Here is an 11,570-nt window from a genome sequence, read left to right as displayed (position 1 = left end):
GTTTTTCTTTCTGACCTCACATTCACTCATGCTGATAGTTCCAGTCAGGGATTGATATATCAGGATCCTGACGGTTTTACTGTCACACTTATTGGTCCGGATGGTATAGGGCAGAGGCCGGGAACGCTGAACGGTGGCGGAAAATTCCATACCGAAACCACCGATGGTGCGTGGTTGCGTCTGGAGGATATCGACGGTTTTTATTCTGACGTGGCCGACCAGTCAGGAAAAGCCGCACCGCAAGCCTTAAGCGGTGATGGTCAATTCACCACGAAAGCGGGTGGTATGGGCTGGCTAAACCTTGAGGATGAAGAGGGTTTTTTCAAAGCGCTGACTGATGCTGATGGCGAACTCATCGGAGGTAAAGAAATCCCGGATGAAACTTTTGATCTCACAGCCGCAGATGCGCAAAACAAAGCGTATTCGCAGAATGTTCGCAGCCGCTATAACGCCGCAGTGCAACGCCTTGTTACCGGGTTGATTCATCTCCTGATTTACAGTCAGAGCCTAGGTACGCAGCAGGAAGGGTATCCCGCACTTAGTCAAACCCCTATTGAGGGTTTCGATAATCTGATGCTGGGTGATTCAATCCGTCCCTCACACCGCTCTAACCCGGAATTTGTACCGGTGGGTGATGCCGTATTAAAACCGCTGCACGCAGTGGTTCAGAACAGCACAGGGAGCGCCGTAATTAACAATGAGCAGGTTGCAGCCCTGCCAGCCGGTTCACCCAATGAGGGCGAAGGTGGTGTTGCTATTGCAAACGGCCTTCGCCGCCTTTGGTTGCAGCGCAATTGTCTGGAGCGTGACCCATCCCGTCGATTTGTCTTATCCAGCACCGGTGTTAATGGCCGTAGTATCGAGCAGCTTTCAAAAGGGGCTACACCTGAACTATACCAGCGTCCGCTTCAGGCTGTTCAGCAGGTGAAAGCATTGGCAGATATAGAGGATGTATCTTATTCCATCGGTGCAATTATCTGGATTCAGGGCGAGTGGAATTACAGTAAGACCAACGGCTCTAACGACAAGGCGACCTATAAAGCCAGTCTCGAAAAGCTGTATACCGACATGGTGTCCGATATGGCCATCGGCATCGCCGGGCAGAAAGCACCACCCGCTATTTTTATGTACCAGACAGGTGCTGGCTTTACACGTGATGACGCTGATTTATCCATCGGGATGGCACAGTGGGAATTTTGCCGTGAGCATGAGAATGCGTATCTCGTCACGCCTGCCTACCCCTTCCCGGATAAAGGGGGGCACCTGGGACCAAACGGCTATCGCTGGATGGATATGCAATTCGCCAAAGTGATGCACCAGGTACTAAACGAGGGGCAAGGCTGGGAGCCACTGGGGCCGATTAAAATTATCATTATCGGGCGTGAGATTTATGTGTTTTATCACGTACCGTCCCCGCCGCTAACATTCAGACCGTCATACGTGAAAAACGTTGCAACGCTGTATGCCGATAAAGGTTTTCGGGTGACTGACAGCGTTGGAACCGTTGCTATCAGCAATGTTGAGATTGTGGCTGATACGATTATCAAAATAACGACAGGTCGGGATATTTCCGCCAACGCAAAACTATGGTACGGCGATAAAACTACTCATGAAGGTAACGGTAACGTTTTTGACAGCGACAATTTTAACTCGCTGGATAGTTTCATTTTTCAAGAAGGTACTGGCCAGTACGAGACGGAAAACATCCCGGAACTGGTTGGTAAGCCGTACCCGTTAAACAATGCATCGGTCCAATTCTGTCTTTCTATCCCTTACGGAGAATAAACAATGGTCATGGTTATTAAATCAAATGTACCGTCTAACATTATCGCAAACCCGGATGGATGGAACCCGCCGTTTACGACTGATGGTCTTCTTTATGCTGGAATTTACGGACGCGGTAATCTGTCAAAGAACTATGCGCCTGGCGGTGTCGATGCCGTAGTGACAGGCTCACCGGTAGTAAGTAATCATTTTGCCACCTTCGATTTAAATAACTTCATTGAAACTGGAGTGCCGACAACGAAGGAAACAACACTGATCACGATTTCGAAGCGTATTAATCCAGCGAAACGTCAGTATTTTATTGCTTCGTATAGAGGTACTAATGATGCAGGACGTAGTCTGGTCACGGATACAGGTAATCCTAACCTGGCAATGTATTCGCATTATAAAGACCCGACCACTGATGTTTCATCCGTGCAGTTTGCAGCAACAAAACAGGACATCACTGACGGAACTCCGGCGTTTATGTACGGACGAGATACAGGTAAAAAATTGACGATCAAGAATATGACCAGCCAAACAGGAGCGAATGTTACAGTACCCGGGAGTGCTGAATCTTTCACCAACCCCGCTTTGACATACCGGATTGGTCGCAGTAACAGCAGCGAAGTCCCGGAAGCGTCGACAATTGCTGTCGCCATGATTTTTGGCCGTGCATTGTCTGATGCTGAGATTCAAGCAGCTTATGACTATTTCCAGGCGTATTTCGCAAGGCGGTCAATCGCACTCTAGCCACACGTTCAAACCTAAACGGGCGTCTTCAGACCCCCGTTTAGTATCAAATATTTTTATTGTTGCTTAATTTATTGGTATCGATTGATTTTCAAATCGGTATCAAATTTTTTCGCGCGCTATATCCTGCTCCATTTCACGCTGAACAGGATCACGGGCTTCATTGAAGAAATAGCGTTCCCAGACCTCATCGCTCATCGCCTCACGGCGCAGCTGCTCCAGCTCGTTATCGCTGGCGTAGAGAGCAATCAGGTTTGAAAGCGCAGACACCGGCGCAACTTCCGCCGGGTCCACATACGGGTTAACCGCTTTTTTCGGGGCATTCCATGCAAACGCAGCGGCGGCATCATCTGCGCCGCCGTAGTTTTTAACGTCGTGATGGCTCACACAAATACTCTCTTTGGAAAGTTTCGTAAGACGCACTCACGTCTGGATACGCTGCCAGATCAAACCCGGACCAGATCAGAGGTTGAGAAACAGCGATAATTTCAGTTGCAGACTTACCATCACCACCGGCAACGCCCATACTGCGTTTTGCGTTAATACGGTGGCGGGTAAAATTCTGGTAAATCGCGTTCGTCAGCTCGGTTTCACTGTTCGACACAACAACCTGATGGCCTGCTGCTGCCAGCACATCAAGAGTCGTCGCCAGGCGACGCTGTTCAAGTTCATTGAAACCATCAGTGTGATAATCGGTAAATGTTCCGTCATAAGGTGGGTCGCAATAAATCACATCACCTGCTTTGACCATTGCTAAAGTTTCCTCATAGCTGGCACAAATGAAGGTGGCGCGTTTTGCTTTCTCTGCAAATGCTCTGATTTCGTCTTCCGGGAAATATGGTTTTTTATAATTCCCGTATGGAACGTTAAATTCACCTTTCCTGTTATAACGGCACAGCCCACGATAACAATGGCGATTAAGATAAAGGAAAAATACAGCTTTCCAGAAATCAGTAATTTCAGAGGAATGATTAAAATCCTGACGGATATTGTAATAAGAGGTTTCGCTATTGGTGCTGACAAAGAACCCTTTAGCGTTAGTAATAAATCCCTCGCAGTTAAATGCAATCTGCTTATAAAGATTAATCAGATCCGAATTAATATCAGCGACAAGATAATGAGGATACTCTGTCGCCATCATCACAGCGCAGGAACCCGCGAAAGGTTCAACCAATCGCGGGCCTGCAGGCAGGTACTTTTTCAGCTTATGCATGACGGCGGTTTTATTGCCCGCCCATTTCAGGATGGTGCTCATTGAACACCCCCAATAACTGCTTCCATAAAAGGCTGAATATCACTTTCTTCGATATGAGAAACCGACATCATTACCCAATTGCTACCGCCGACAACTAAACCATCAAGCGGCAATATATGCGTAACCTTTACTATCAGCTTATTACCTGAATATTCCCCCTCCCACTCACGCAGCAGCAGAAAATCACCGCATTTAAAATCGCGGTCATTCTTTCTCACTTCTGCTTTTTTCTCGCCGTTTGCTACAGCATTAAAAAACAGCGGGCCAATCTTTAAATCATGAATTACGCTCATACAACGCCCCCGTTGTAGTGTTTGCCTTTCAGCTCTGCGATTTCCTGACAGGTGACGCAGCACTGCACCCCCGGAATGGCACGGCGGCGAGCCGGCTGAATTGGTGCGTCGCAGTCGATGCATAAGACGCGGGAAACGCCCGGCTGTCTGGCACGGGCGATGTGGATATGGCGCTGGCGTTCTTCTTCAACGCGCTGCTGTACGAGGTCCATAGAATCAGCCATCAGTGGATCTCCTGTGCTTCGTTTTGGATTTTCACGGCCTCTTCACGCAGCAGCTCCGCCGCTTCCGCATGAGTCAGTTGACGGGAGGCGATACGGGCTGCAAGGTTATCCAGACGGGCAGCAAACACATCAGCGCGTCCGCGGCGTTCTTCCTTACGCGCTTCGGTCAGCAGCAGATTAAGGCCTGCATCATCTGGGCCGGTTTTGATGTTACGGGTTTCAATATTTCGCATAGTGCTTCTCCTGAATTTGGGCAAAAAAATGCCCGGCGGGTTTACGCCATTAATTTCTCTTACTGGTTAAATCGGCATGGTTAGCCGTTTTGGAAATAAGCTCACCACTGCGCGGAAATGGTTCATAGCCTTAATCAGCTCCCGCTTTTCGTCAGTCGTCAGCTCACTCACTTTGACGCTATGACGTTCCGCCGGAATCTTCGCCATAAAGAAAATTGCTGCTAATGCCCGCTCATTCTGTTTATGGTTAATATCCCGTGGGTTTCGCATATCGCTAATAAACCGCTCCAATTCAGACTCAATATTTAAGCCAAATACTTTCGCCCTTAATTCTGCGATATGGTTCAGCCCGTCAAGGCGATGCCCAGGGCTTAGCGGAACAGTCGCAGAATCGCCGTCAATAGCCATGGTTTCCCCTGTTTAGTGGTGGACAGGTCAGCCAGCAGCACATCCTGAGAGCGGCACGGGTGCCAGCGCTTGCCATCGGTCCCCATGATCCAGCCGTGCCCGAAATGTGGAGACGGACTTTGCTTAACGAGAAGCGATGCCAGTGATGGTTGGTTGGTCAGCATAGCCACCTCAGATCAGACCAAACGACGCGCCGAGGCCCGTTACGGTATCAACTGCGCTTGTCATTGCCGGACTGGTTTGCAGGCGTGCCTGCAGTGTCACAGCGGTTAATGCCATCAGGCGGGTGACTGAGTTAATACTGTCAACAATCTGACGGCGGCCTGCAGTGGTGTGCGCTTCACCGGAAACAGTACCGGCGGCTACGCGGCCGATTTCTGCCGTGGCCTTCAGTACGTAATCCGGCATTTTCTCCCTGGCGACTTCGTTTAGCGGCACGCATGGCAGGCAGTGGATTTGCGCAAGGAAACCATCAACCAGTGTTGAGTCCTCAGTGAGATCGGTAAGCAACCAGATTTCCGGCGCGTTGAGTTGGTGCGGCTGTTCCGGGTTCAGCTTGTTGCGCAGTGTCTGAACGTTCATTTCAGCGAGCTCTGCCAGCTTTGTCATGTTATGGCGTAAAGCAAAGGTCCGGCAGGCTTCATCAAAGTTCGGATGTTTGGAAATCTTATAATCAAACATGTTAGCCCCTTTAAAAGTTCTCATAATTGAACTTACTGGCCCACGATGATGCGGAAGTTAGAATGACCAAGGGACTCACGAACCTGATCAGCTTTGTACATCAGATAGCGGAGGCTGACGCGCCCCTTGTTTTTATCCTTTTTAACCATGTATTTAGCGAGCCGCCCATGATGGATTTTCTGGTAAACAGAGCCGCGGGAGATACCTTCCCATTCCGCGAACTCTGCAGGCGTTGCCATCTCTTTTGGTACACGAATTGAAATATCGGTGCTCATAGTGCAATATCTCCCGGTTAAGGTTTGGTTTACGTCGTTTTATCTTGTTTTATTTGATTCAATAATTGATACATCGAGATACTACGATCCAATATTTGATACGTCAATAGGATTGAAAAATGATACAGGTGAAGGCTGGCGAAAATACCGGAGGTAAAGAGGCGATCCATAGGCTAATGGCAGCCTACGATTTCAAGTCCAGACAACAGCTTTGCGATCATCTGGGCGCATCAAAAAGCACCATGGCAAACAGATACTTAAGAGATAGCTTCCCGGCTGAATGGGTAATTCAGTGTGCTCTTGAGACGGGGGTTTCTTTACTGTGGCTAACCACTGGGCAGGGCGAGCCAGGTTCAAATATTGACTCAGAAAAAAACATCAATTTCGTGAACTCAGGCAAGGTAAAACTTCTTTCTGACCTTATTTCTCCCGAAATTGACAAAGTCACTTTAACTGGCGGTTCGTTAGTTGAAGCAGGAAAAGCAATCATTGACAGCAGCCTGCTCCCCTCAGACTCCAGCAACCTACTTTTGGTAAATACTGCTGGGGACTCTTACCTAGTGGATCGCAATCAAACACCACCAGTTAACGGTATGTGGTTGGTTGATATCGATGGGATAAAAAGCATCGTTAAGCTCACTCGTCTCCCAGGCAACCGGTTAGTTGTTCATCAAGATGATTCCTCATTTGAATGCAGCCTGGACGCCCTTGAGGTGCTAGGCAAAGCCTTGAAAATTATTAAGAGCCTTTGATATGACGACAAGGAAGCAGCCAAACGGAAAATGGCTTTGTGAATGTTACCCGAACGGGCGGGACGGTAAGCGCGTGCGTAAGCAATTTGCGACGAAAGGCGAGGCCGTAGCATTCGAAAACTTTACCATGGATGAAGTGAACAAAAAGCCATGGCTTGGTGAGAAGGAAGATCGGCGGCATTTGTCAGAACTGATTGATCAGTGGCATTCCCTTTACGGGCAGACTCTCGCAGACCCTAAACGCCTGATGGCGAAGCTCAGCATCATTTGCAATGGCCTTGGCGATCCCGTTGCCTTGGAGCTGACAGCCGGTGACTTTACGAAATATCGGGAAGCACGATTAAAAGGTGAAGTACGAAGTGAGGATGGTGCGTTTATGTCGCCAGTTAAGCCTCGAACGGTAAACCTTGAGCAACGTAACCTCTCATCAGTTTTCGGCACGCTGAAAAAGCTGGGTCACTGGTCAGCCCCAAATCCGCTTGCCGGGCTGCCAACATTCAAAATCGCAGAGGGCGAACTGGCGTTCCTGGCACCTGAAGAAATTAAGCGCCTGCTGGATGCCTGCGCTGATTCTCAAAGCCCCAGCCTGCTGATGATAGCAAAAATATGCCTTGCCACCGGCGCGCGCTGGAGTGAAGCCGAAAATCTGCAGGGCCATCAGTTATCAAAATACCGAATCACTTACACTAAAACCAAAGGTAAGAAAAACCGTACCGTACCCATATCTCAGGATCTGTATGACGAACTACCTAGAAACAGAGGGAAGTTATTCACGCCCTGTAGAAAAGCCTTTGAGCGCGCAGTAAAGCGAGCCGGTATTGAACTGCCGGAAGGGCAGTGCACTCACGTGCTGCGTCACACATTTGCCAGTCATTTTATGATGAACGGCGGGAATATACTTGTTCTGCGCGATATTCTAGGCCATGCCGATATAAAAATGACTATGATTTATTCTCATTTTTCTCCAGACCACCTAGAAGATGCTATATATAAAAACCCAATTTTAGGATTATAAAAATATGGTAACGGTAACTAATAGTACTGCATACGGCTCACTTTTTTCCTCATTACGTAGCTGCTCAGAAATAACACCACCATGTGAAATAAAAGATGGCACAAGCGACATTATCGAAGACTTTAATGTAAAGTGTGAAAGCTATATAGAAATTTTAAAATCCCATACGTCAAACCTAGCAAATCATCATCACTTATCAACTAAAATGGCTATGCGAAGGCTACAACGTTATATGAGGACCATCTATGATGTTCAAGACACCATATCTGAGTGTTTAGAGCATTTTTTGTCAGGTGACATTCAAGCTGCCTACGACCTCTTCGATAAGACCTTTAGTAGTAAAAGCAAAAGTGAGCATCTTAAAAACATTTGTATAAACCTGAACGAAATTTGTAATGATGATAGACCATTATATAGAGTAAGAAAATCAGATCGGTTTTTAGAAGATCGCAAGGAATTATTTCACATTCCATTTAAAATGAGGCACTTAGTAAGCGCACAAAGATATTCTGTTGCTGGCCTTCCTTGTCTATACCTCGGAACATCACTATATATTTGCTGGCAAGAAATGGGAAAGCCTGACTTTGATAGACTTTATATATCGTCATTTAAATCGATAAGCAGCCCAACCGACAAGTTAATATTAAACTTCTCCTCGGAATTATTAAACTCGTCAATATCCCTTAGAAAAGATTATATTCTAAGAGTTATCCCCGAGGAGATATTGATTTCATACTTATGTTTGTGGCCATTAATAATTGCATGCAACTACATCAAAAAGCAACCTGATGCAGCGTTTAATGAAGAGTACATCATTCCTAACATATTAATGCAATGGATAAGCAAAAGAGAGCGCTCACCTATAATTGGCATAGCATATCGCTCAACTAAAATAACATCCATCAAGCATAGCAACTTGGCAATCAATGTTGTAATTCCACCTAAAGCAACTTACAAGCAAATGACAACAAATTTATATTGCCCAACTCTTTCTAAAACATTCAAATTAACAAAGCCTATATCATGGCAACTTCTTAAAACCTTAGATTATCCAATTAAAAGAGATACAGAATTTGATAAGGCAATCGATCATATACAAAATAGAGAAATTAAAAACTTTCATGAAGATTTGGTTAAATTTTATCCAATAACCGATTTCAGGCGTCTTGAAAAGACCATTGATGAAGTTTTACCTTATGAGCCAATAGAGGGCAATTAATGGCGGCACTTTGGCGGCAGGGCATTAAAAACGCATAAAATGGGAAAACACCAAATGATACCAACATACTGTTTTTAAAAGTAAATAATTGTTTTTCTTATGATTAAAATGGTATGTAGAAATTTCGGACGCGGGTTCAACTCCCCCCAGCCCACCAAAATTCTCCATCGGTGATTACCAGAGTCATCCGATGAAGTCCTAAGAGCCCGCACGGCGCAAGCCCTGCGGGCTTTTTTGTGCCTGCAATTTGTCCCGCGTAGTCCGAAGAGAACTAATTAAATCCGAACCTTTTAGGCCCATTGATAGGCCCAACGAAAAGCTCTATTGTTTTCGTTGGGCCTAAACGCATGGAGACTCCCCATGGCAAGAAAAACCAAGCCGTTAACCGATACGGAAATCAAAGCTGCCAAACCTAAAGATGCCGATTATCAGCTGTATGACGGTGACGGGCTTACTCTGCTAATCAAGTCCAGCGGTAGTAAGCTCTGGCAGTTCCGTTACTATCGGCCTCTGACCAAGCAGCGAACCAAACAAAGCTTCGGAGCCTACCCTGCCGTCTCGCTTTCTGATGCACGTAAACTCAGAGCCGAATCTAAAGTTTTATTGGCGAAAGACGTTGATCCCCAAGAATATCAGAAAGAACAGGCGAGAAATTCTCAAGAGGCCAAAACCAATACTTTCCTGTTAGTTGCCGAGCGTTGGTGGAATGTGAAGAAAGCCAGCGTAACAGAGGACTATGCCGACGATATCTGGCGCTCGCTTGAGAGAGATGTTTTCCCAGCTATCGGTGATATCAGTGTCACTGAGATTAAGGCTCATACTCTGGTTAAAGCAGTGCAGCCGGTTCAGGCCAGAGGTGCATTAGAGACAGTCCGACGCCTTTGTCAGCGTATTAATGAAGTCATGATTTACGCGCAGAACACAGGCTTGATTGATGCAGTTCCCAGTGTAAATATCGGAAAAGCGTTCGAGAAACCGCAAAAGAAAAACATGCCAAGCATCCGCCCGGAGCAACTACCACAACTAATGCAAACTATGCGTACGGCTAGCATCAGTATGTCAACGCGGTGCTTGTTCATGTGGCAGCTTCTCACCATTACCCGACCAGCCGAGGCCTCTGAAGCGAGATGGGATGAGATCGATTTTGATGCCAACGAATGGAAAATTCCTGCTGCTCGAATGAAGATGAACCGGGAGCATACGATTCCATTGTCTGAAGGAGCCCTCGCTATTCTTGCAACGATGAAGTCTCTCAGTGGTGGCCGAGAATTTATCTTTCCCAGTCGCATCAAACCAACCCAGCCGATGAACAGCCAAACAGTGAATGCCGCACTTAAGCGTGCTGGATTGGGAGGCGTTCTCGTTTCTCATGGCTTACGCTCTATCGCCAGCACTGCTCTCAATGAGCAGGGATTTCCACCTGATGTTATTGAAGCAGCATTGGCTCATGTGGACAAAAATGAGGTACGTCGTGCTTACAACCGAAGCGATTACCTTGAGCAACGTCGTCCGATGATGCAGTGGTGGGCTGATTTTGTTATTTCAGCCGACAAAGGAACCATAATTACACCAAACACTGGTGTACTGAGACTTGTTGGATAAAAAATCAGGCGATTTGTTACATTAAAAATAGCGTTAAAATTACGCTATTTTTTTTTACCAACCTTAACTCGAACTGTTGCTTCGAAGGCCGCTCTTACCTCAGCATTTTCGCGTGCCCAGCGTACGATAGTTGTGAGAAGCTCATCTTCATTAAGATCCAATCCCTCATTTTGTGCTTTCATTTTTTTCACAAAACTCATTAAATCCTGTTCGATAGCCTTTCCGGCTACGGTTCTGTTTTTCCAGCCTCCATTTGACGGAACATTTTTGTGGAGTAACCTTATTACCTCCTGCTTTACCGGAATATAGTGCTCAGCTTTTGCCTTTCCTCCTTTTTTGGCTGATTGCCGCCGGCCCTCACTCACCATTTTTTCACTATCAATCAATTGATTGAAATCCACAGCCCCACGACATTCATTCAAAGTTCGATTCGCGTGTAGAAAGGACTCAACCGCCATTTCTTGATCGACATCCCATATGTCTCTTCCCCAAAGCTGAAATACACCGGCAGCGAACAGCGTATCTTTGAAGGTCTGTTTCAATCCTAGAGCCGAGTGCATCAAAGGTATGGTTGTCCATTTTAGCTTTAGCCGCTTCCAGCATGCATCATGCTCGATGTACTGAGCCCTTAACTGTGAGACCTCATCTTTTACTTGGTCATTGTCCTCCGCGAGAAAAAATAGTCCTTCCATCAAGGCATTCTTAAACGGCCACTCTGAAGACGTAAGAAGTCTATGCAGGTCCTTGCGTTGAACTTCGAACTCACTACAAAAAATTTTTAACATGCCAATTTAACCCCTTAATTTTCAATGTATTAACACAGAGACAGTATTGTAAAAAAAAACTTTTTGGCAAGTTAATTTTTTTTAAAACGCAGAAAGGCTATCTTCATCCCATCCCAAAACGCACAACCTACGAGAAACGTTGATGAACATATCCAATGCAAAAATGATACGGATTACATCTGTAATGAAAAAAATTGGCGTGGCCCGTTCGACTATCTTAGATTAGCCCCATAGATCACCAGACACTTCGCCTCTCTTAAAATAAGAGGTAGTCTTGGAACTATGTTTAACACCAGTCAGAATAATAAGAT

15 protein-coding genes and 1 pseudogene are annotated in these 11,570 nt (G+C 46.3%); 6 read left to right on the top strand and 10 right to left on the bottom strand.

Annotated features, from left to right (window positions below):
• A partial coding sequence (locus EDF73_RS27235) for a sialate O-acetylesterase (RefSeq protein WP_132732043.1) occupies positions 1 to 1,785 on the top strand: 1,785 nt, incomplete at its 5' end.
• Positions 1,786 to 1,788: 3 nt separating this feature from the next.
• On the top strand, positions 1,789 to 2,517 hold the full coding sequence (locus EDF73_RS27230; protein WP_132732042.1) for a hypothetical protein: 729 nt from the start codon (positions 1,789 to 1,791) through the stop codon (positions 2,515 to 2,517).
• A gap of 105 nt (positions 2,518 to 2,622) precedes the next feature.
• On the opposite strand, the pseudogene EDF73_RS27225 reads toward EDF73_RS27230, so the two are convergent.
• The 9 genes and pseudogenes from EDF73_RS27225 to EDF73_RS27185 form a co-directional block, all read right to left on the bottom strand.
• Positions 2,623 to 2,904 (bottom strand): annotated as a pseudogene (locus EDF73_RS27225) (replication endonuclease); the annotation flags it as partial.
• Complete coding sequence (locus EDF73_RS27220) at positions 2,885 to 3,772, bottom strand: DNA adenine methylase (RefSeq protein WP_132732041.1); 888 nt, start codon at positions 3,770 to 3,772, stop codon at positions 2,885 to 2,887. The pseudogene EDF73_RS27225 and the gene EDF73_RS27220, both read right to left, overlap by 20 nt.
• Positions 3,769 to 4,065 (bottom strand): DUF3850 domain-containing protein, encoded by a 297-nt coding sequence (locus EDF73_RS27215; RefSeq protein WP_132732040.1) that lies wholly within the window; start codon positions 4,063 to 4,065, stop codon positions 3,769 to 3,771. Before EDF73_RS27215 ends, EDF73_RS27220 begins: the two co-directional genes overlap by 4 nt.
• Positions 4,062 to 4,289: a TraR/DksA family transcriptional regulator gene (locus tag EDF73_RS27210; protein ID WP_132732039.1), complete on the bottom strand. Its 228-nt coding sequence runs from the start codon at positions 4,287 to 4,289 to the stop codon at positions 4,062 to 4,064. Before EDF73_RS27210 ends, EDF73_RS27215 begins: the two co-directional genes overlap by 4 nt.
• Positions 4,289 to 4,522: a DUF2732 family protein gene (locus EDF73_RS27205; protein WP_132732038.1), complete on the bottom strand. Its 234-nt coding sequence runs from the start codon at positions 4,520 to 4,522 to the stop codon at positions 4,289 to 4,291. The genes EDF73_RS27210 and EDF73_RS27205 overlap by 1 nt, the downstream gene beginning before the upstream one ends.
• A 66-nt stretch (positions 4,523 to 4,588) precedes the next feature.
• Complete coding sequence (locus tag EDF73_RS27200; RefSeq protein WP_132732037.1) at positions 4,589 to 4,930, bottom strand: DUF5347 domain-containing protein; 342 nt, start codon at positions 4,928 to 4,930, stop codon at positions 4,589 to 4,591.
• Complete coding sequence (locus tag EDF73_RS27195; RefSeq protein ID WP_132732036.1) at positions 4,894 to 5,094, bottom strand: phage filamentation protein Fil family protein; 201 nt, start codon at positions 5,092 to 5,094, stop codon at positions 4,894 to 4,896. The genes EDF73_RS27200 and EDF73_RS27195 overlap by 37 nt, the downstream gene beginning before the upstream one ends.
• A gap of 7 nt (positions 5,095 to 5,101) precedes the next feature.
• Positions 5,102 to 5,611 carry a phage regulatory CII family protein gene (locus EDF73_RS27190; RefSeq protein WP_132732035.1) on the bottom strand — a complete coding sequence of 170 codons (510 nt, stop codon included), beginning with the start codon at positions 5,609 to 5,611 and terminating at the stop codon, positions 5,102 to 5,104.
• A gap of 32 nt (positions 5,612 to 5,643) precedes the next feature.
• Positions 5,644 to 5,886 (bottom strand): Rha family transcriptional regulator, encoded by a 243-nt coding sequence (locus EDF73_RS27185; RefSeq protein ID WP_132732034.1) that lies wholly within the window; start codon positions 5,884 to 5,886, stop codon positions 5,644 to 5,646.
• Positions 5,887 to 6,005: 119 nt separating this feature from the next.
• Between EDF73_RS27185 and EDF73_RS27180 the strand changes: the two genes are divergently transcribed.
• From EDF73_RS27180 to EDF73_RS27165, 4 genes are all read left to right on the top strand, one after another.
• Positions 6,006 to 6,638 (top strand): phage repressor protein CI, encoded by a 633-nt coding sequence (locus EDF73_RS27180; RefSeq protein ID WP_132732033.1) that lies wholly within the window; start codon positions 6,006 to 6,008, stop codon positions 6,636 to 6,638.
• A 1-nt stretch (position 6,639) separates the two neighbouring features.
• Positions 6,640 to 7,653 (top strand): site-specific integrase, encoded by a 1,014-nt coding sequence (locus EDF73_RS27175; RefSeq protein WP_132732032.1) that lies wholly within the window; start codon positions 6,640 to 6,642, stop codon positions 7,651 to 7,653.
• Positions 7,654 to 7,657: 4 nt separating this feature from the next.
• The gene (locus tag EDF73_RS27170) at positions 7,658 to 8,872 is read left to right on the top strand and encodes a hypothetical protein (protein ID WP_132732031.1); all 1,215 of its coding nucleotides are present in this window, start codon (positions 7,658 to 7,660) and stop codon (positions 8,870 to 8,872) included.
• Positions 8,873 to 9,232: 360 nt separating this feature from the next.
• Positions 9,233 to 10,474 carry an integrase gene (locus EDF73_RS27165; protein WP_132732030.1) on the top strand — a complete coding sequence of 414 codons (1,242 nt, stop codon included), beginning with the start codon at positions 9,233 to 9,235 and terminating at the stop codon, positions 10,472 to 10,474.
• Positions 10,475 to 10,518: 44 nt separating this feature from the next.
• Here EDF73_RS27165 and EDF73_RS27160 read toward each other — a convergent pair whose 3' ends face one another.
• Positions 10,519 to 11,259, bottom strand: coding sequence for a hypothetical protein (locus EDF73_RS27160; RefSeq protein ID WP_132732029.1), 741 nt, complete (start codon positions 11,257 to 11,259; stop codon positions 10,519 to 10,521).
• Positions 11,260 to 11,570: the final 311 nt, after the last annotated feature.

The organism is Klebsiella sp. BIGb0138, assembly GCF_004342285.1.
In the GTDB taxonomy this organism is placed as follows: Bacteria; Pseudomonadota; Gammaproteobacteria; order Enterobacterales; family Enterobacteriaceae; genus Klebsiella.
Note: the sequence above shows the minus strand (reverse complement) of the source record. Positions and strands in the feature narration are given on the sequence as shown.